23 protein-coding genes are annotated in these 21,115 nt (G+C 39.6%); 1 reads left to right on the forward strand and 22 read right to left on the reverse strand.

The window, feature by feature from the left end:
- Positions 1-20 precede the first annotated feature (20 nt).
- Positions 21-167 (reverse strand): hypothetical protein, encoded by a 147-nt coding sequence (locus WAA20_RS16710; RefSeq protein WP_167562731.1) that lies wholly within the window; start codon positions 165-167, stop codon positions 21-23.
- A 201-nt stretch (positions 168-368) separates the two neighbouring features.
- Positions 369-986, reverse strand: coding sequence for an HD domain-containing protein (locus WAA20_RS16715; protein WP_167562730.1), 618 nt, complete (start codon positions 984-986; stop codon positions 369-371).
- Between the two features lie 280 nt (positions 987-1,266).
- Here WAA20_RS16715 and WAA20_RS16720 point away from each other — a divergent pair, with 280 nt between their 5' ends.
- Positions 1,267-1,827, forward strand: coding sequence for a DUF4231 domain-containing protein (locus WAA20_RS16720; RefSeq protein WP_073388448.1), 561 nt, complete (start codon positions 1,267-1,269; stop codon positions 1,825-1,827).
- A gap of 29 nt (positions 1,828-1,856) precedes the next feature.
- Here WAA20_RS16720 and WAA20_RS16725 read toward each other — a convergent pair whose 3' ends face one another.
- The 20 genes from WAA20_RS16725 to truA all read right to left on the reverse strand — a co-directional run bounded on the left by WAA20_RS16725 (position 1,857) and on the right by truA (position 21,019).
- The gene (locus tag WAA20_RS16725; RefSeq protein ID WP_073388446.1) at positions 1,857-7,007 is read right to left on the reverse strand and encodes a DUF4132 domain-containing protein; all 5,151 of its coding nucleotides are present in this window, start codon (positions 7,005-7,007) and stop codon (positions 1,857-1,859) included.
- An 8-nt stretch (positions 7,008-7,015) separates the two neighbouring features.
- Complete coding sequence (locus WAA20_RS16730) at positions 7,016-7,555, reverse strand: hypothetical protein (protein WP_073388444.1); 540 nt, start codon at positions 7,553-7,555, stop codon at positions 7,016-7,018.
- A 187-nt stretch (positions 7,556-7,742) separates the two neighbouring features.
- Complete coding sequence (locus tag WAA20_RS16735; protein ID WP_073388443.1) at positions 7,743-8,567, reverse strand: helix-turn-helix domain-containing protein; 825 nt, start codon at positions 8,565-8,567, stop codon at positions 7,743-7,745.
- 112 nt (positions 8,568-8,679) lie between these two features.
- On the reverse strand, positions 8,680-9,330 hold the full coding sequence (locus WAA20_RS16740) for an ABC-2 transporter permease (protein ID WP_073388441.1): 651 nt from the start codon (positions 9,328-9,330) through the stop codon (positions 8,680-8,682).
- A 1-nt stretch (position 9,331) separates the two neighbouring features.
- Positions 9,332-10,177 carry an ABC transporter ATP-binding protein gene (locus WAA20_RS16745; protein ID WP_073388440.1) on the reverse strand — a complete coding sequence of 282 codons (846 nt, stop codon included), beginning with the start codon at positions 10,175-10,177 and terminating at the stop codon, positions 9,332-9,334.
- Positions 10,177-10,551, reverse strand: coding sequence for a GntR family transcriptional regulator (locus WAA20_RS16750; RefSeq protein ID WP_073388438.1), 375 nt, complete (start codon positions 10,549-10,551; stop codon positions 10,177-10,179). Before WAA20_RS16750 ends, WAA20_RS16745 begins: the two co-directional genes overlap by 1 nt.
- Positions 10,552-10,962: 411 nt before the next feature.
- Positions 10,963-11,748 (reverse strand): PHP domain-containing protein, encoded by a 786-nt coding sequence (locus tag WAA20_RS16755; protein ID WP_073388436.1) that lies wholly within the window; start codon positions 11,746-11,748, stop codon positions 10,963-10,965.
- A 63-nt stretch (positions 11,749-11,811) separates the two neighbouring features.
- Complete coding sequence (locus tag WAA20_RS16760; protein WP_073388435.1) at positions 11,812-12,366, reverse strand: GNAT family N-acetyltransferase; 555 nt, start codon at positions 12,364-12,366, stop codon at positions 11,812-11,814.
- Between the two features lie 109 nt (positions 12,367-12,475).
- Complete coding sequence (locus tag WAA20_RS16765; protein ID WP_338801582.1) at positions 12,476-13,027, reverse strand: DUF2441 domain-containing protein; 552 nt, start codon at positions 13,025-13,027, stop codon at positions 12,476-12,478.
- 19 nt (positions 13,028-13,046) lie between these two features.
- Positions 13,047-13,310: a CD3324 family protein gene (locus WAA20_RS16770; RefSeq protein ID WP_026652464.1), complete on the reverse strand. Its 264-nt coding sequence runs from the start codon at positions 13,308-13,310 to the stop codon at positions 13,047-13,049.
- A 194-nt stretch (positions 13,311-13,504) separates the two neighbouring features.
- Positions 13,505-13,963, reverse strand: coding sequence for a class I SAM-dependent methyltransferase (locus WAA20_RS16775; protein ID WP_073388431.1), 459 nt, complete (start codon positions 13,961-13,963; stop codon positions 13,505-13,507).
- Positions 13,964-14,039: 76 nt separating this feature from the next.
- Positions 14,040-14,567: an NUDIX domain-containing protein gene (locus WAA20_RS16780; RefSeq protein ID WP_242951185.1), complete on the reverse strand. Its 528-nt coding sequence runs from the start codon at positions 14,565-14,567 to the stop codon at positions 14,040-14,042.
- 57 nt (positions 14,568-14,624) lie between these two features.
- Entirely contained in the window at positions 14,625-15,971 is a 1,347-nt protein-coding gene (locus WAA20_RS16785; RefSeq protein ID WP_073388430.1) for an MATE family efflux transporter, read from the reverse strand.
- Positions 15,972-16,021: 50 nt separating this feature from the next.
- On the reverse strand, positions 16,022-16,684 hold the full coding sequence (locus WAA20_RS16790) for an alpha/beta hydrolase-fold protein (RefSeq protein ID WP_073388428.1): 663 nt from the start codon (positions 16,682-16,684) through the stop codon (positions 16,022-16,024).
- On the reverse strand, positions 16,681-17,148 hold the full coding sequence (locus WAA20_RS16795) for a GNAT family N-acetyltransferase (protein ID WP_073388426.1): 468 nt from the start codon (positions 17,146-17,148) through the stop codon (positions 16,681-16,683). The genes WAA20_RS16790 and WAA20_RS16795 overlap by 4 nt, the downstream gene beginning before the upstream one ends.
- Before the next feature lie 60 nt (positions 17,149-17,208).
- Entirely contained in the window at positions 17,209-17,394 is a 186-nt protein-coding gene (locus tag WAA20_RS16800) for a hypothetical protein (protein ID WP_073388424.1), read from the reverse strand.
- A 103-nt stretch (positions 17,395-17,497) separates the two neighbouring features.
- Complete coding sequence (locus WAA20_RS16805) at positions 17,498-18,286, reverse strand: hypothetical protein (protein WP_081373868.1); 789 nt, start codon at positions 18,284-18,286, stop codon at positions 17,498-17,500.
- A gap of 733 nt (positions 18,287-19,019) precedes the next feature.
- Positions 19,020-19,418, reverse strand: coding sequence for a 30S ribosomal protein S9 (rpsI, locus tag WAA20_RS16810; RefSeq protein ID WP_073388422.1), 399 nt, complete (start codon positions 19,416-19,418; stop codon positions 19,020-19,022).
- Positions 19,419-19,446: 28 nt separating this feature from the next.
- Positions 19,447-19,875, reverse strand: a complete 429-nt coding sequence (gene rplM, locus WAA20_RS16815; protein ID WP_073388420.1) for a 50S ribosomal protein L13 — start codon at positions 19,873-19,875, stop codon at positions 19,447-19,449.
- 388 nt (positions 19,876-20,263) lie between these two features.
- Complete coding sequence (truA, locus tag WAA20_RS16820; protein WP_073388419.1) at positions 20,264-21,019, reverse strand: tRNA pseudouridine(38-40) synthase TruA; 756 nt, start codon at positions 21,017-21,019, stop codon at positions 20,264-20,266.
- Positions 21,020-21,115: the final 96 nt, after the last annotated feature.

The following is a 21,115-nucleotide window of genomic DNA, read 5'->3' on the forward strand; positions in this document are numbered from 1 at the left end:
GTATCCAGCCTCCTTTAATGTCAATTATCAAAAGTCATAAGATCAGCTAAGGTATCAGAAGTTTCAACAGGCTCCCAATGGCCCTCTAGGCAAATCTTAGGGTCAATCTCTTTGATCGTATCTACAACTATCGGTTCACTATCTATATCAAAAAAATCATTTAACATCTTTTCATAAACCTCCTTAGTTGTCATAAAGTTACTTATCCCCAATGCACCCTTTTATAAACGGTCTACTTAAAAGTGTACTTCTTTATAAGTTCATTAGTTACCGCAAGATGTATTATACTTGATGCCATTTCAACTAGTTCCTCCTTACACCTTTATATAAAAATGGTATGACTTTTTAAGAATTAACCAAAAGCCATCTTAAAAGCCTTTTCTTGCCTGGGCAATTATTTCATTTAAAAGATCTATACGTTTATTAAGATTGTTCTTAAGAAGTATTTCTGCAGTCTTAGTTCCGCGTGGAAGATTCATGAGCCACTTGGCATTAGATATGGCTTCTTCGCAGCTTTCTATGATCTCGCTATTAGTCTTTTCAAATACGGTCCCACCCATGACCATGGCTGTTCTGATAATATCGAATCTATCTATATCATCGCAATCCCTAATAGATATCTGGAAGGTTGTCATATCCTCGGGAATACCGTCAGTAAGATTATGTCTTGCGATTCCGCGTACCATCTCTGCTGTCATATCAGGATCATAGTTAATATTCTGGAGGTATACCCTTGCAATATCTGCGCTGACGAAAGGATGTCTTCGCCAGTCGTCATCACATTCTCTGTAGCCAACGTCATGTAAAAGACACGCAAGGATTAACGGTTCTTCCGGCAGATTTTCGGCACGTGCAATCACCTTTGCATTCTCTGCTGCCCTTATAGAATGTTCATATCGGTACAGCATGTCTCCACGTTCAGATGTAGGATCAAGCATATCGTAGACAAATTTTTTTGTATCTTCTATGATATCTGATGCTGTCATATGAGCATCCAAAACATTTTTAACTCTATCGGATAATACTGTACAATAAGATTCCATAGTTTTCCTTTCTTGATCAATCCTTGAATTTTAACACTTTTGAGACGAGGAAAGCCTTTATCAACTACCATCCCCGGGAAATTTCCAGGATGTAGAGGGGCTTTTATATGCGCGAAATGTTTCTAGTATACTTATTGCAATAATTTATTTCTTTTTAATATTGCTCATTGTATAATTTTATGTGTAGAAATATACGGTTTACCATTTTGCTGGGAGGTGCCAAATGTCTGATAATACTAATAAGTCATCCTCTGAAAATCAGAAAACCATGGAGCTTAGAGAGCTCGTTAAATTACCTGAAAATGAGCAGTATCTTTTCTTACTTAATTCGGTTCCTAATGATGAAGAACGTATTAGGATCGGACTGGTTCTCGATTATTATATCAAGAATGCCAACAAGAACAGAAAATACCACAGATGGTTTTCTGCACTTGGTGTTATCATTCCGGCGCTTGCTACATTTGTTTCTGTATTCTCAGGTGCAGAGAATTTCCCATGGTTTAGCAGATATATGGTGCCTTTTATGACGGCGATAACTTCCATTGTTGTCGGAATCAGTTCTACGCTTAAATTCACAGACAAGCACAGGACTTACAGGAACTGTGCAGAAAGCATCAAGCATATCCTGTTGGGATATGCTTGTGGACAAGGTGACTTTGCCGACATGGATAAAGAGGAAAAAGAAACTCTTCTTTATGATCAGACCGAGAAGATAATCCAGGAAGGATCCAAAGAGCTCGGAAAGATCGATAAGGGTCTTGTATCTAGAGACGAAGTAAGCTAGTCCATATGCTTTTGCTTTTTATATAAAATTCATTTCTTTATCTGGTCAAGTATGAAGGGATCCTTGATCTTCTGATCTTCTGCCAAAAGGAGGATCTTGGATATTACTTCTGCTGTCTTTGGATCATCGTCAACAAATGGAAGGAATATCTTTCCTCTTCTTTGTGAATGAACAGGAAGGATATTGATCATAGGGCCGCCCTCCTGATGTATTATGCCGCTTCCAAGATGCACGCTGTAGCTTCCCCTTGTTCCCTTTATGAGCGCGTGAGTGTCTGTAAAGGTTACGTTTGTAAGCTTAAACAGTGGCAGTGTAAATTCTGCGATCGCCTTTCTCATCTCGATAGTTGAGTGTGAGAATTCAGGATCAACTTCGCCTGCATGAGCTACGCTGACTACAAGATCCACATCTCTCATTGTCTCAGAGAAAAGGATATCCGGAACTTCTCCTGCTTTTAACTCTTTGAAAGTCTTTCTGTCATAGAATACCACCCACTCAAGTGTCGGCTCTTCGATATCTGCTGGTGAGAACCAGTCTGCAAGAGCATAAATTGAAGAGATGATATTCTTTTTGTAGTATACCTTTTGAAGACCATCCTCCATATCTGCAACCCAGCGCCTTGTCTTAAGAAGTGCTACTGTACGCTTTGGCTGGATCTGATTGCCTGCAAATCTGTTCAGGTGCTTTTGCTCTTTTTCATCATCAGTCTTAATGTAAAGTTCTCTGAAGACCTGTTTAAATGGCTGCTTAAGTTCCATATCAAAGATCTTCTTCTGGAAATCTCTCCAGACTCCGGCTTTATAAAGATGCCATGGATGAGCTATAAGTACTTCTGTTTTATCTTTAAGGTTAGAAAGCTCATCCATAAATCCGAACTCATCTCCTGCTTTAAGGACAAGTGCACCTACAACAGGTCCTATAACAGGGCTCTTTGAAAGGTCTCGAAGCTCTCCAATAGTGAACGGAGTCTCTTCTTCCATTGCTTCTTCAAACATGGTCTTACTTCTAGAGCCTTGCGTTGCAAGTGTCTTTTTAGCTTCCTGAAGTTCTAAGATATAATCGTTTTTCTTAAGTTTTGCAGGTATGGATTTAAGTTTTTTGCCGCCCTTATTAACGACAACTAAAAGCTTTCCTTCCTTATCAAGTTCAAGATTTACTTCTATATCTTCAACCTGTTTTGGGTCAAAAAAGCTAAGGAGGCCTTCAGAAACCTTGCTCTCCATTCTAAGGACAAAGCGCATATCATCCTGATAGCCATTAGCTGTTGCCATGTTCTTGATAGCCATCTCGCTGACAAGCTTTTCGCTTGCTCTTCTCTGAGCTCCGAACTTTTTGCTTTCTTTTTCAAACTTTCTGATAAAGAGGTATCTGTCCTTAATATCTGCTGCCTTTTTGGACGGAATAACTCCAAGGCACATGACATAGTCTTTATTACGCTTAGCTTCTATCTCTTTCATAACGCTTTCCATATCGAGATTGCCAAGGGCTGCATCTGCGTATTTTCTTGCTCTTGTGTGCTTTGCGCCGTCGCTTATATACTTGGCTGCATCATATATGATCTTGAATCTGTCTGCGCCAACAGCTTTATAAACATCCTTGAACCACTCGCTATCGAAGGCTCCGCCGTTAAGTTCTTCCGTAGACAAAGGTGTATACTTGGCGATCATTGCTTTTCTCTTATCATCAAAACGCTCATTCATGTGAGCCATGAAGTAGTAACAGCAAGGCACAAAGCCCTCCCAGCCAAGGTATTCTCCTACTATATTTATCCATTCAGGTGAAAAAAGAGCTGCTTCTACAAGCCTTGAATCTTTGATCTTTTTGCCTGAAAGCTCTGCTTTTAAGCTTTCTGCATCATCACCTTCGCCTGGAACGCATATGCTAAGAAGGTGGCTTAAGCTCTCAACTCTGGAAGGCGCATTATAGGTGTAGTAATAGCTATAATATGCGCTTCTGTCAATCTTCTGATTACCAAGGGCAGACAGTATCCTTACAAAATATGAGCCTCCATAAAGTCTTGTAAGCGATCTGCTGGCTGCAGAATATTCAGTTTCAATATCGCCTCTTCCAAGCTCGCTTTCCGCAAGTACGGGAACAATCTTGTCATAGCAGGAATTAACCAAAGCAGCTAGTGCTTCATTTCTATCTGCATACTTGTCTTTATTCTTGTAATAAAGCTGGTGTTCAGGATCATTACCACCATAAGAATATCCGCGTTTTGCTATAGATTTTCCTTTTTCTCTTATATTTTTTGCATAATCAGATATTAGTCTTACTGAATTTGAGATAGATTTCCCTCTCCAAAGCACAGTATCAAGGAACTGTCTTGATATGATACCAAGCTGGCAAGCCTTGAGATAATCCTGAATGCTAACATTCCTCGATTCATACCTGTATCCATACTCGACCTTTTCACCTTTAAGATCAGCTTTATCTGCTACTGCGCACTTAATAGGGAACAACTTGTCAAAAAAGTCTTCGTTTGCAGTATAAATTTCACTAAACCTCGCCATGATCGGATGAGAAATGATAGTCTTATAAGCTTTTTCTTCTTTTTCTGACCAGCTGTCTTTATAAGTATAGTTAAAGGCCAAAGGTCCTTTATACTCATTAAGAAGATATGAATATACAGATGTTCCTATCTCTATAAAAGCTATACTATCTCTATATTCCGTTTCAAGGTATTGAAGGACGCATCTTACAAGATTAGGATACTTAAACTCAATGTTATCTTCATAACATGGTCCAAAGATATCTTTAATAGCATCTTCAAAGAATTCTTCATATCCGGGTGTTGAATCAGGAGCATATACAAGCATCAAGAGGCGAAGGGCAAGTGTATAATCGCTTCCAAGGGTCTTTTTATAAAATTCATCCCAAAGATCGTGGAAGATTATCTCGCGTTTATTATCAACATAACTTCCATAAAGGTGCTGCGCATCTCTAAGGAGCCTGGTTTCGCCTTCACGGTCAACATATTCTTTATCCTTGTTCTTTACGATAAGGTCATCTAGTTCATGAGCAAGCGCAAAGAGCTTTTCTTTTTCATCTGAAGATGAGCCTTTTCCAAGGACTTTATCAAGGATCTTCTTGCCAGCCTTAAGGCCCTTACCTGCGTCACCTTCGTTCTTTGCAAGAACTGAATCAGGGAATACTTTTGCAAAAGTTTCTCTGCATTTTGATATCCATGCTTCATCTAGTACAGGCTTGTAAGTAGCGTCAGGATCATATAATGGCTCTTCTGTTACTTTAGAGCCTTCTGATATTGAAGTACCTTTAATTTCTGCGATAAGAGTATTTTCATGATCCGTTCTTTCTGCGTCTGTCCCAAGAAGCTTAAGGGATTCCTTAAATTCAGAAGATCTTTCTTCATCATTTTTGAGCATCATGATAAGACTAAGTCCGCCAAGGCGCTTTTCTTCTGACTTGGCTGCAAGGAGCCTTTCTATGGTATCCAATAGTTCCTGCCTTTTAAGATTATAAAGAATAGACAGGATTTCTTTTCTCATATCCGCTTTTTTAAGTCTGAGTGAATCCTCCAAAGCACTATAATCTTCGCTTGTAAAGTCCATTTCACCAAGGATATCGAAAGCAATGCACCTTGTCTCTGTATCACCACTTGAGATCATGGAAAGAACTGTTTTTCTCTGAAAAGGTGTTTCAGGAACTGAAGCAAGAAGAAGCAGTACATACGCTTTATAGTTGCCTTCAAGATCTGCTATATGGCTAAGCACAGTTTCTTCAATTTCTTTATCCTTAACATATCTGGCTATATAAGCCATTATCATAACAAGATCAGATTTAGATAGCGTTGCGCTATACCATGGGAATACAACAGGATCAAACTCTGCCTTTTTGCCCTTAATATTTTTGTATATAAAGACAAGGCGATCATAAACAAGGCGGGCATCAGCTTCGTTTATTACAAATTCAGCCTTTTTAATAACTTTGTCTTTGATCTTTTTAAGCTTATCTCTTTCTTTATTATTGTTAAAGCCATAGACACTACCGGTCAGCTTATCTATACAGTGATACGCTTGTACCCTAAGGTGCGGAATTGCAAGAGCCATAAGGTCAGTTTCATCTGCATGAAACTTAAGCGCCTCGGTAATTGTGCTGTCTCCAAATCCCATTTCAAGAAGGTAGTACATCGCAACGAGCCTCTGGTGAGGTGTTCCGTTTGCAAAAATATCCTTAGCAATTTGTGAGCTGTCTCTTGAGTCATGGCATCCAAAAGCCCACAGAGCCATATAAAGCTCCATGGAATCTTCGCTTGAAAGCGCAGCTTTTCTTGCATCTAAGTTAGTAAGATACTCATAGCAAAGCTCGAACATTTTCTTGGAGATCCTGTCAAGCTTGGAAGAATCTGTGTTTATAATGCCTGTCCAGGTTGCACCTGCTCTTATTACAGATGAAAATCTGAACATGTCATTGTCTATAAGGATCTTGTAAAAATAGAGAAAGGCTTCTTCTCGTCCGCAGTCCATATTTTCACAGATGGACTGTCTTAAACCTTCCTGGAGCTTAGCAGCAAGAAGGAGCTTGCCAAGAGCTTCATAAAGCCTTGTACTCTTACTCATCATGATGCCGCGGATCATCTCATAGTTTACGCTTGTGCCTTCTCCAAAAATCTGGTCTTCGAGGTAATCTTCAAGTTCCTTGTTGCCTCTGTCAAGTTCTGCAGCAATAAGATAAGCATGGATCCTGTCTCGTCTAAACGTAAAATATATTTCTTCCTCTTCAGTGAACTTGCCGCAAAGAAGGCCTATAGCGTCCTTTCCCCAAATAGAGTCCTTATGGAAAGCGCTTATAATAGCTGCGATCTTACCTATGTTATCTTCATAGGCTCCGCTTCGAAGCGTCCTTCTATAGGAGCTGTCAGTATGCTGATAGTAGATAACGTTATCTACTGCGTAGTAAAAAGAATCAAGAAATTCATCTCTGATCCATCCCTTGTAATAGTCCTTGTGCTCTTTAAAATATGTGCTTGGTTTGTTACCAGTTTCTAACAGGTATTTTCTTATTGCCTGTGCATGATCTACCTTTACTATAGTTGTAATGTGGTAAGAGCCTGCTGCCTGAAGAAACTCTTTTACTTCATTTGGATATGTTTTAAGAAGAGCGTTTTCTTCCTTGTCTATTCTGTCCTGTATCTTTCTATATGCCTTATATTCATCCATAATTTAAATTACCAGATCCTTCCTGCCAAAAATGTAAGTCGTATAAATGTAACTTCATCGCCGTCTTTAAGTGTTAGCGGCGTCTCTAACTCTCCAGCTTCCTTATCTCCCACAAAAAGGCGCACAAGGCCGTCTTTATAGGCAAGGAGTGCTGTCTCATATGCTTTATCAAGTGTAACGTCTTTACTTCCGTATACAAGATCAAAAGCAATCTTGCCAATTTCTGCCATGTTGTCCAGTTCTTCCTGAGATAAGACTTTACGCTGGGAATTGTGATGATCATCATCTGAATTATGTGTACCTTTGTCTGAATCAGGATTACCTTTTTCTGAATCAGAAGTACCTTTGCCCGAATTTGAAACAGGGAAGACTCCGTCTTCAGATTCTATGGTGCCTGCTTCCTTGTTCATAAAAGCATAGTACATGATCTTGACCGTAGCTTTTATAAAGTCTTCTACCGTATCAAAGGGCTTATCATAGACAAACGGGACCGGTTTAACCCGTCTTCCGCGTTTAGATAGTTGTTTGATATTAATATTTATCAACATTATATATATTCCTCCCCCGAAGATATAAAGCCATTTTCACATAAAAAGCAACCTGATGCAATTGTGTAACTGCATCAGGTGAGTGTTTTGCTAATATTCACTTGCTTTAATCTCATTTACCCTAACTTAAAAATATTGTAACTTCATCCAGAATTTTCTTGTAAATAGGTTATTTAGGCCGTATTGTTCAGCCCGAATACTGCTTTTTGTACTCATCACTGAGTTCATTTTGAAGCATGGTAAAAAACTCAGAATATCTAAGGGCTGTGCCGCCTTCATAGCGAACTGCCTTAACGTACATTGACATCGGGATTTCTTTTCCCTCCCATACTATGCACTCTTCATTGTGATTTAAGATTTCCTCACAGACTTTCTTGGCATAATTTTCATCTGATGAGTTTGTAAGCATGACAAATTCATCGCCGCCAATCCTGAAAACAACGTCATCAGGTCCTGCTGCCTGCTCCATTCGTTTCATGGCAGTTATTATTGCAAGGTCACCTGCTTTATGGGAGATCTCGTTGATAGGTATAAGGCTTTTGATGTCTCCAAGGATAAGGAAGCATCCTTTTCTGCCTTTTATACAGTCATATAATTCACTAATATCAATTTTCTTTCTATCTGCCATCGTCTTTTCCTCCATTAGCTCCCGGTCAATTCTGTATCCGGGAAAAAGCTCAAATAAAGAGGGATTCTTTCGAAACTCCGACGGCGATACCTGCCACACACTATAAAAAGCCCTTGTGAAGGCTTCATTACTGCCATATCCGTACTCTATACCTATATCGAGAAGTGATTTTTCGGGACTGTGGACAATGTCTCTTGAAGCCTTGCTCATACGCCTACGGATTATGTAATCCCTGATACTTATGTTGTTAATGTACTTGAAAAGCTTTTCAATAGTGGATTTAGAGCAGTGCAGATGATCAGCAATGGCTTCCGTTTTGATAGGCTGCGTCAGATTATCTTCGATATATTCCAAAGCCTGTATAAGGAGTCTTAAGTTCTCCATGCTCTTAATCCTTTCTATTACGATATCGTAATTTCATTATACAGGCGGGGCAGAAAGAATTCTTGATAAAATGAGTAAAGTTGTAGCTTAATACTCAGCAAAAGTTATGGGATCAGAATTCTTTTTTCTCCATGATCTGTACGCTAAACAGGTAGGATATGACTGAAACAATGCCGCAAAATGTAACAAGGATCAAGATTATCACAGCTCCTGAAAGATTTTGGAGTGTGTTTATGATATTAACCACAGGAGTAATTGAATCTTTTAAAAGTGATTTAGATCCGAGCACCAGAACTGCAATAAGGCCAAATATTGTAAAGAGTGCGAGTCTGCTTTTTTCTGCGCCATACTTAAACTGAAGAGGGATTATGATGGCTGTTGCAATATACATGGATGGTATTACTGCGGTCATCATCGGGATCTCTGAGAGGCTGGCGCCTCCATTTCGAACTACATCGATAATGGCAAAGACTATAGCTCCAAAGCACCATGCTGCAACAGATACGATCAGGCTGAACAGATACTTCTCTCTTACATATGTCTTTCTGTCGAAGGGAAGTGTCATCAGGAACGAAAAGCCGTTGTCGTATTCATCATAAGTTATGCTTCCTGTTCCGACTATCATTGCAAGCATCGTAAGGTACGAGATGAGGAAGGATCCATTCATCGACATTCCCATAACAAGTGCCATTACCAGGAATATTACAAGTGTCTGCTTTCTGACTAGTGTGAGTCTAAGATCTTTTTCTATAAGTCCAAGCATTTTAGTTACCTCCTGTCATCATCAATATAAGGTCATCTATTCCACTGTTTTCAATGACTATATTCGGGTTGTTTTCTGCATAAAACTGCTTTTCATTTGTGAAGCAGGAATATCCGAAGTGGTCTTTTTTGGTGCTGAGGATATAGCTCTTATCAAGCTTCTCATAAGCTTCTTCGCTTACCTTAAGTATGCCGTAATTGCCAAGTATCGCATCTGTATCCTCGTGAAGGACTATCTTGCCATCATGGATCAGGTAGATATCATCACAAAGTCCCTCAAGGTCTGAGGATATGTGGGATGTGATAAGGATCGAACGGTTTTCATCCTCAAGCAGGTACTCTCTGAGAAGGTCAAGTATCTCGTTTCTTGCTTCAACGTCAAGGCCTGCTGTTGGCTCATCCATGATGAGTAGCTTTGCATTATGGCTCATGGCTACAAGCACGCGGAGTTTAGCTTTCATTCCTGTTGAAAAATCCTTGATCTGTTTATTTTCAGGAAGTCCTTGGGATGAACAGTTTTTTCTAAAAAGATCTTCGTTAAAGGAAGGGTACATCTTTTTGAGTATTGCTGTAATATCCTTAACTGTTAGAAAAGAGCTAAAGCCCGAGTCTGACAGGGCAACGCCTATCTCTTGTTTATCTTTTCCAGTAAGTTTTGATGCTTCCTTACCGTTAGCTGTGACATGTCCGCCGTCCGGCTTAATAAGTCCAAGGATCGACTTGATCGTGGTACTCTTTCCGGCGCCGTTTTTTCCAACTATTCCGGTAACTGCTCCATCCGGTATTTCTAAAGAGACTTCCAGTTTAAAATCTCCGTAGTTTTTTATAAGATTCTCAACTTTAACCATCAGTTTTCCTCCAATATGATCTGTACGATCTCAAGAATATCCTCTTTGGTAAAGCCAACTGCGCTTGCTTTCTGAATTGCGGCTGCAAAGTCATCTTCCACGGTCTTCCTTCTTGCTTCCATTGCAAGAGACTTGTCGGTTGCAGCTACAAAGGTGCCTTTTCCATGCACCGTTATGACGAATCCTTCCTCTTCCAGTTTGTCATAGGCTTTTTTGACTGTAAGAGCACTAATCCTTAGTTCTCCGGATAATGCTCTGACCGAGGGAAGTGCTTCATTCTCGGCAAGTTCACCGTTTATTATCTCGTTCTTGACCTGATTCACAAGCTGTTCGTAGATTGGCACCATTGAGGTGTTATTTAAAATGATATGCATATCGTTGCCCTCCACAAACAGCATATAACAGTATATAACTGTTGTCAACTGTTATATGCTGTTATACTGCGAGTTTTTTATTATTGCTTTCATCATGTGGGGTGTTATGAGAAGGAAATGGGGAATCGAGTAGGCTGACTCCTACTCGATTTCGCACACGAACATTCCGCATTTCATGCTCCATGTTCTTACGACCGGCAAATGAATTTGTATGCAAGCATCCATTCGCTTGCCGGTCTTGTGCAACAAAAAGCACCCCAGACTATTGTCCTGAGGTGCAATTTATCAGCTTTTCTTTGGAAGCCTCACGAATATCGATTATCCAAACTATCAGTTGTCTGGTTTACACCAAAAACATTCATGCATTTACCGACATCGAATTACATCAAAAATCTTTTCAGATCTCCTTAATTATTGGCATGTCATAACTACATCCTGTAATTCTCTGATCTTGTAACCTACGTCCTCAGGGTGATGTGCATCTGAAGATGTAATAATTTTTACATTATGTCTTTTAAGCGCTTTTATAAGTTCTTTATCCATGCCAAGGGGAGATGTATCCGGGCATCTTCTCTGAGTTCCGCTGTTCTGGTCGGCGTACATATTGCTGTCTGAAAGGGCTATTGCGAGCCTTTCATAATAATCTGTCAGGTCATAGGATGGTCTATGACCGAATAGTTTTATTGAATCGGGATGGCCAATGCCGTCGAAAGCTTTGCTCCTCGCAAGTTCTATTGAGTCTTCAAAGAAGGTTTTATAGGTCTTATCTACATCGATTCCTTCCCATAACTGTGCTGTGTGGTCAAAGGCGAAGTTATCGACAAAATGGATGCTGCCAAGTAAAAAGTCAAAGCCTTTATCCTTGGTAAGTTCTTTGACCAGATCCACGGAATCCTTGAAAAAACATACTTCAAGTCCAAATTTAATTTTTACAGGATACTGTCTGGCCCTGACTTTATCTATTAGGTCAAGGTACTCTTCGTAGCTCTTTTTTCCCGCTTTTCGTAAAAACCAGTTGTCTACAAAGTCACTCTTGGCACGAACTGTGTCGTACATGGGTTCGAACTCTTTAAACATATAGTTATGCTCGAGAAGCCTTATCTCATCAAGCTCCATTTCCACAGCCTTATCAACAAACTTCTGTATCCAGTCAAGTGTATAATCTCCATACTCTATATGAATGTGTCCGTCTATCATCTTTGATCTCCCATGTTGTCTTTTTTTTATTAAGTTCTCCAATTTTAACACGAATAATTTATTCTAACATCTATCACTTTTAATCATTGAATGCCACACTTTATCATATAGAATTCCTTTATTATTCTTTCCTGTCGCACGCAAAGTTCCTTCTAGCTTCATTCCAGCTTTGTCCATTACTCTGCCGGATTTAGGATTATTTGCATCGTGGCAGGCCGCAACGCGGTTAAGATTAACGACATCAAACAGGTAATCCATAACTGCCTTCAATGCTTCAGGCATTATGCCTTGTCCCCAGTAGTTTTTGCTCATACAATATCCTATTTCTGCGGCTTCTAACTTTTCATTAAGTTCAACTACTGAAATATTTCCTATAGCCTGCCCATTTTCCTTAAGTTCAATTACCCAGTTAAAATATGCACCATCTTCATATTTACTGATCCAGTCTTTTAAAAGCTGCCTTGTAAAATCTACATTTGGATGTGGAGACCAGGTGAGAAATTCCGTAACTTCGGGATCTGATGCCCAGTTGTTGTACATGTCATCGGCATCCTCGATGGTGAATCTCCTAAGTATAAGTCTTGATGTTTCTAATGTACGTGTTCCTGTCTTGTTCATGTTGTCGTCTCCATCTAAAGATTATTCATAGTTCTGCCTCATAGAATATATTCGTCATAATTTAATGCCAAAAAGGGAGTTCATGTGAACTCCCTAAGTCATGGACTTATCAAATATTAGCGTTAATTTCTTTTACAATCTCAATAACTTCAATATCACCAGCCGCAAGAATCTCTAGAATTTCTCGGTGGCCATCGTCGTTTTCTCCATTGCGCCAGTATACTTCAGCCATTTTAAGATTTTCTTCTTCAGAAACGCATCCGTCAAAGCACTTATATGCATCTCCTTCATAGGTATTGCCATTAACCTTGACCTTTGCAATTCCATATGTCGGACGACCAAGTTTGGCAAAATAATCTCCCCATTGTTCTGCTTCTTTGAATGATCTTGAAACATAGATCGATGCCATTCTTGAAGGATACTGCGGATACTTTTGCTTTCTAACTTTCTCAAGTGCAAGTTCTCGAAGAGCAACTATTACCGGATAATCAAGTTCTGTATCCTTGTATTTATCCGGATTATTGTATATGTCTTCAACTATTTTGATATGGTCATATACTCTCTTATGAACGCCATTAGGATGGCTTTTATCCAATACTATATGCTCCCCTGTTTTCTTGGGCATATCCGATATTACATGATAAAAAAATTGTTCTTCCATTTGTATTCTCCCCCATATGTTATCTATTCTGGCTTTTCAGTACTCTGTAAACTGATTTTTCCGATAAAGAATATTTCTTGGATAAGTCTGTCACAGTAAATCCATTTTTATACTCTTTGTATATATTCCGATTTCTTGCTGCATAATATTGTTTCGAATGAGTCTGGCTTCCCCAGTCCTGTTTTTCTTTACACGGAATATAAATATTTTTACCGCTTACATATTGCTGAATAACCTCGATGAGATCTTGGGGCAGAATCGTTTCTGCTTTGATATAGCTCATAAATCCTCCTGTTCTTTTAAGGATTCATCTGAGCTTAATTGTTCATTTTTATTTTAAGCTCAGATTACTGAGCGATTACATATTTCCTCATATGCCTTCTCCTTTCGAGTATCAATATATTGATGATAACATCTACCATCCTCTTATAACAATCTCAACTTTGTATATAATCAAAGATGAGAAAAAGACTAATTCTATTTCACTTTTCTAGCCAACTGGAGATCCATGGTATCGTATATCCTGATCACTCCGCCGGGCTTTAAAGCTTTATATACTTTTGTATATCCAATTTCTTCCGATATCCAGTGAAAAGCTGATGCAGAATATATTAAATCATAGGCATTATCATTAAGTTCTACGTCCTCAAACTTTGATGTTATGACTTCAAAGCCTGTATAATCCTTGAACTTCTCTTTACATATATCAGCAAGGTTCTTCCCATACTCAATAGCAGTAACATGAGAGTTCTTTTTAAGAAAAGGCAGTGTAGCCTGGCCTCCTCCTATACCAACCTCAATAAGTTCACTTTGCTCATCTATAGAGCAATAATCAAATATCTGTTTATATAAATCTTCTGTATACCCAGGTCGCATCCTCTCATATTTGGATGCAGCGGTATCAAAAGCCCATTCTTTCCCAGTTAATACTCCCATGCACTCCTCTCTTTCTATGGCTTTTCTATAGCTTCTCTATAGATTTTCTCTTGCTTTTCACTTGCCTTTTTTTGCATCAATTAAGTTCTTCAATAAAATTCAGCATCCTTTGTGTTGCAAGCGCCTCACGGGGCATTGAGCGCAGTTCCTCTGCCGATACCCATTTATATGCAGACGTTTCTCCTTCCTGCAATACCACACTGTTTTTATCAATATTAGTCTCACAAAGGTAATCCACATATATTGATCTATGTAGGTGATGCAGAACACGACCTACTTCTGTAAGCTTATCGGCTTTAATTCCTGTTTCTTCTGAAAGTTCGCGTAGCGCACAAGCAAGCGGATCTTCGCCTTGAAGTGCAGATCCTCCTGCAGTGGCTTCCCACATTCCTCCCAGATGCCTTCCATGCTCTCTTTGCATAAGTAAATAAGTGCCATCAACGTGTCTAACAATAATTTCAGACACAAGATGAAAGAATCCGTTTGGAACTTCTTCCCCGCGAATTAGTGTCATTCCATCAATTTTATTAAGTTTTGAATCATAAGCGTCCCATAGTTCCATTACTGCTGCCCTTTCATCCATCATAGGTACTGCAAATATCATAGCAACTAACGTCTGTCAGAATTTTGCTACCGATGAAAGATCCGCTAAAACACTGACCTATATAACTTTAGTTCTTTTGCCAATTAAACAATAGTATGTCACCATGAGCATCAAAAAAGCGCCTATCCATGCAGATACTTCAGAAATGGCAATTCCCTTAAATCCGTTCCTTCCTACCAAAAAGCCAAAGATCAGTCTCATAATGACTTCGAGCCCGCCTGAGAGCATTGGTATAAAGGTATTGCCCAACCCCTGAACAGAATATCTGTATACAAAAAGCCAGCCCAGGGCAAAAAAGCTTATTCCCATGATCGGCATGAAATCGGTACAATAACCGATTATCATGTTGTCAGTCAGCAGCATCCTTGCCAGGCTTCCGGGCACAAATATCATAAGGAGCGATATAGGCACATTCACAAGTGTAGAGAGCATCAGGCCCTGTCTTACTCCTGTGCGTATCCTGTCATATTTGCCAGCGCCCTTATTTTGCCCCACAAAGGTCATCATGGAAAGACCTACGGACATTCCGAACTGCTCAAAGAGTGATGCAAATTTCATGCAGGCTGAATAGGCTGCCACATATGCACTTCCCATAAGATTTACGAAGTACTGCAATACCATGGCCCCTGCAGCTGTGACCGAATTCATAAGTGCCACAGGAAGTCCTATTTTCATCAGTTCAACCAATATATTCTTTTCATCTGCTATTTCTGACGTGTCTTTTCCCAGACTCATAAAATCGATGGTTCTAAGCTTTTTAAGGCACAAAAGGTATGATACAAACTGAGAGACCACTGTTGCCACTGCTGCTCCGACAACTCCTGTGCCAAAGGCCATTATGAAAATAATATCAAGCATGATGTTCACGAGTGATGAACAGATCATAGCAGTGAGGGGCGTTCTGGAATCTCCCATTGACTGGAGAATTGTAATCTCAAGGTTATTCATAACCGTCACTACAATTCCCAATAAGATCACAGCAAAATATCTATACGAATCGTCAAAGATATCTTCAGGAGTGTTCAAGAACGTCAGCATCTTATTGAGCAAAGAAACGCATACAACAGTAAAGGCTATTCCAAACGTGATACTGAGCTTCTTGGCTGCTCTGATGTATGCATTCAGCATAGCCATATCGTTTTTTCCAAAGCTCTGGGCAAAGGTTATGCCAAATCCTCTGGTCATCCCCACAACAAATCCAAGTATAAGGAAGTTAAGTGTCCCGGTTGCCCCAACAGCAGCCAGCGCCTGATCCGAGATTCCCTTGCCAACTATAATGCTATCCACAAGACTATATAGTTGTTGGAAAAGATTTCCCCATAATAAGGGCAAAAAGAACAGTATGATCTGTTTCATACTGTTTCCTGAGGTCATATTTTGTGTGGTCTGTTCTGTATTTGTCATGGCCGCTCTCTTTGGTCTTTCTCTTGATGTTAATTATTTATTAGTTAAGATCATTTAAGTATCCAGGCTATTCCCTTTGCAAGACGCAGATCCGCATCTTTGAAATGATTTCCGGGATTCATTTCAAACGTAGTTTCTATGCCCTTATTCTTGTATTGATCATAAACTTTTCCGGTCTTATCTTCAACTGTGCTAAGAAGCGCGTTGCGAGTGCGCGCCTCTCTATCGCCAAGGGAAAAATATACTCTTGAAGGCATTTTACCAAAATTATTTTTTTCTGCATATTCTAAAAATGAAGGATACCACATAGATCCGGATGCACTTACTGCTCTTGAGAACACATCAGTCCTGTACAAGCTGTAAATAGCGAACAATCCTCCAAGTGAATAGCCTGCAATAGCCGTATATTCAGGCTCTGCACCAAGCTCAGCTTTTATAGCAGGGATTATGCTTCCAGTCAGCTTATCAAGATATTTATCTGCCCCTCCTGTGTAGGGGCTATCATTTTTATACAAAGGAGCACATTCCCAGGGGGACATCTCCTCATTCCAGTTGATATCACTTATAACAGCAAGATTCAGCTCTTTTTCCGCTATAGTACAAAGCGCGCTATAAACATCACTTCCATTGCCCTGAAATGTATTCATGACTATGAGTGGCGCAGCTTTCCCCTTTTCACCATATATATAGATATGCTTTCCTTCAGCTATCATTTTGCATCTCCACTAAGTTCCATTTCATTATTCATTTTTACAAAGCCATACTTCTCATACAGAGGCCTTCCCATATCAGTAGCTTCAAGAGAAATCGCTGTTATTCCCCTGCTCTTAGCATTCTTCACAAGAAGATCCAGTGTTTTATAAGCAATGCCTTGTCTTCGATAGGCCGGAGCGGTATACATGTTCATAATATAGGCCTTTTCACCGCTTGGATTATGGTAAGTAGGCATGACCTTGAAATAGCTCACACCTCCGGCACCTACAAATGTATCTCCATCGGATACTAAATATGCAGTATGCGTATTATCTGTAAGTGCTCTGGAATAGTATTCTCTGGATTCCTTCTCCACTTCTGACATGTCGACACCTGCATCAAGCCCATTTGCGGCCCTAAGCACTTCTATTCTTGTAGTAACAAGCATATCAATATCTTCTAAAGTTGCCTTTCTGAAATCCATTTTTCGTCCTCTTATCCCATACCATATACTTTAGCAATGATTATAATTCATTTGAGACATTTATTGCTTCTGTATTTTTTCGAAATGCCTTCTGTCTGCAATATAGCTATCTTGCCTTTTTGCACACATGGTCTCAGGCTTCTCAGATTTGATAGTCAAAAGGATTCTATTGGCTTCTTCTATGCTAAGATCTGACAAATTCTTAAAAGGGCCGATTTTCTTGTCATAATAATGGTATAAAAGCATATTCACTCCGCCATTTCTCTCATTTTATTACATACATTTACAGTATGCGATATAATATACCGGCATGCAAATCAATTAATTACAGTTCACCCGAGGTATTCATTCATCTGAGATATTTATCCGCCAATTCGCTGACAATCCTTGTATTCAAAACATCCTGTTCCGTCTCAAACGTAAGGATTAAGCGCTCTCCGGGAAGTATCCCGTTCATTTGATAGCTATTGAGCTTTTTAACCGCCTTGGTGGCGTATTCAGGCTTGTCCATCATCCCTTCGTGCTCCCAATAAATCTCTTTTCGTAGTTTTCTCGAAAGGAATGTGAAATCGGGATAGACTATCCCATAACCTGATAGGCTTAATGGTTTTTCATACTTATATGGAATATTGTTCCGGTAAAAGAAATCGGCAAGGATTTTCTCCGACTTTGATCGGACACGTTCTCCTTTCTCTGTAAGAATTACAGGCATTCCTTCTTTGAAAGCTTTGCCAACATATGGCTCTGAGTACCATTGTTCTTGTAATTGGCTAAATGTTTGCTCAACCGGAGTGATTAGTTTCTGTCTCTCAGGGTGTAGCGACGTAAATAGTTGTTCAAGCTCATCATCATTATAATTCTTGAGGCATCTGGCAATATGCTTGGCTCTTGCCTCAGCAGTCTTAAGTACTGTATCATTATATGCTTTCTGTGCCAGTTGACGAGGAAGCTGTACATTATCCCTTGGGATATACTCTCCATATCTGTCATCTACGCACTGATAATATCTGGCCACTCCGTGATCAACTGATATGCGAAGTCGTCCTTCAGGAGTAGCAATATCTTTTTCTTTTGTATTAGCTATTATGCCTCGCAGGTGCTTTTGCTCCTGTAAAAGCATTTCTCTTAATCCATACAATTATTTTTCCTCTTTTCTTTTATATTTTCTTTCGATTGGTGATAATAATAAGTATTTTCTTGTGTTGAAGCTGTTTTCTTTGTTGTTTTCTTTGTTGTTTTCTTTTTTCTTTAGGAGATTATGAATTGATTCAAATAAGATTTTATTAAGAATAGGTCAATTTTTTTCATCAGAATATGATTCAAATAGAGCATTAGTAGAAATGAAGTCAACTAGCTACTTAGTCTTACATTGACTCATTTTGAATAAGACCGGATTTGTAGTCATCTGATTACAGCTCGACACTTGACTCATGTACAGAATTATGGAATTGCGGTCATAGATATTCCCAAAGACAATTGACTCATTTTGGAATTACCTGATTTAAGGTCAACACCTCCCCGTACAATAGTTGACCCATATATGAGAAAACTGGATTTGCAGTCAAATCCTCAACCGTAGCTGGTTGACTTATATAGAATAATCTTGGAATTGCAGTCAATCTGACACACTGCGATCATTGACTCAAACAGAATAAAACAAGATTTGTAGTCAAGAACACTAAGAAGCACAAACCAATAGACATGCCTAAATAGGGTCTTTGAAGCATCTTCTAGTATCTTATAGAATCGTAAAGTGAAATTTTTAATTCCCGAATAGGAACGACTTAAATAGAAAACCGGAAGCCACATGGGCTTCCGGTAATAAATCTTTGAATATTTCCGAAGAAATAATATTCTGCAATAGCAGATGATTATCTCTTCGAGAACTGTGGAGCACGACGTGCTTTCTTGAGACCTGGTTTCTTTCTTTCCTTCATACGAGGATCTCTTGTAAGGAATCCAGCCTTCTTAAGTGTAGGTCTGTACTCCTCAGAATCAGCCTGAAGAAGTGCACGAGAAATGCCGTGACGGATAGCACCAGCCTGACCTGTTGTACCGCCGCCTCTAACTGTTACAACTACGTCGAACTTCTCAGAAGTCTCTGTAGCTACGAGTGGCTGACGAACGATTGTCTTAAGTGTTTCAAGACCGAAATAATCGTCAATGTTTCTCTTATTGATTGTTATATTTCCCTTACCAGGGTGAAGGTATACACGTGCAACAGAACTCTTTCTTCTGCCGGTACCATAATATGTTGCTGCTTTAGCCATTTTGAATTCTCCTTTCAATTACCTGTAATTAAAAATCCAGTACTTCAGGCTTCTGAGCAGCGTGATTGTGCTCTGGTCCTGCATATACATGAAGCTTTGTGTACATTTCTCTTCCAAGAGAACCCTTAGGGAGCATGCCCTTAACAGCGTGCTCGATAACTCTTTCAGGGTGAGTGTTAAGCATCTCACGAAGTGTAGCCTGCTTCTGACCACCAACGTAATCTGTGTGGTGCCAGTAAATCTTCTGATCAAGCTTCTTACCTGTAACTTTGATCTTCTCAGCGTTTACTACGATTACGAAATCGCCTGTATCAATGTTAGGTGTGTAGATAGCTTTGTTCTTTCCTCTAAGGACGTTAGCTACTTCTGTAGCAAGACGACCAAGTGTCTTATCTGTTGCATCAACTACGTACCATTTCTTCTCTACGTTAGTTGCGCTTGGCATGAATGTTTTCATCGTATTACCTCCATAGTTACTGTGACTATATACTATGAAAAGAACTGCCGCCAGCCTTTTCACGTTACAGAAACCCTTCACCTGATTTCTGCCATGATATATACGAAGCACTAAAGTCCGTGGATAGACTTCTCTGTTTGTGAGGCAGACGCTTCGCGGTGCCGATGCACCTATGAAAACCGCACCATGAAGGCAAGTTTTCACTGTATCATTGGAAGCTTACCGGGTCTTCCGAATGATATTAACAAATTAAATGTGTAACAAAAAATCGTCACACAGCAATATATTTTAGTCTGATTTTAGTAGATTTGTCAAGCATTTTATTGTAAATCATACTTACTGATTTAGGTTTTTCAGGATAATCTATTGGCATTTCTATTTCTAGTGCTCACAGAGATACTTCTTTATCCGGAAATTCGTACTTCATAAGGCAAAGACCGTTTGCGGGCGCTGTAGGGCCGGCTGCGGACCTGTCTTTTGCTTCAAGCATATTTATTATATCTTCCGGCTCGCCCTTGCCTCTGCCAATCATAGCAAGCGTACCGGCTATGATCCTTACCATGTTATACAAAAAGCCTTTACCTTTTACTTCAATAACGACTTCCTGACCTTCTCTGAACACACCTACGCTGCAAACAGTGCGTACGTGGTCAGGTGTCTGAGTCTGTGTATTACAAAATGAGGTAAAATCGTGAGTTCCTTCCAGATAATGCGCTGCTGCCTGCATCCTTTGGATATCGAGATCAAAGCTGCAATGCCAGGCATAGAGTCTTTTGACAGGGAGCATCACATCGGCGTTCCATATCCTGTACTGATAGGTCTTGACTGTGTTACAGTGCCTTGGGTGAAAAGAACTATCGACTTCCATTGATTTCATGATCCTTATATCTTCAGGAAGCATGCTGTTAAGGGCGTAGGAAAACTTATCCGGAGGAACGGTAGAACCTGTATCAAACACAAAGAGATTACTAAGTGCGTGAACTCCTGCATCAGTGCGGCTTGCGCCTATAAGCTCTACGTCTTCGCCTGTTAATCCTTTTAGTGCGCGCATCAGCATACCTTCTACTGTTGTAGCCTCAGGCTGATACGCTGATCCGTTATAATTTGTGCCGTCATATGCTGTTATCAGCATTACTCTTGGCATATTTACTCCATTTCTATAAGATCTTTAGATCTCAATAAATATTTATTATTCGATAAATTTATAACTTTTGTCACTTCCTCACGAAATTTGCAGTAA

This window comes from Butyrivibrio fibrisolvens (assembly GCF_037113525.1).
GTDB classification, from domain to species: domain Bacteria; phylum Bacillota; class Clostridia; order Lachnospirales; family Lachnospiraceae; genus Butyrivibrio; species Butyrivibrio fibrisolvens.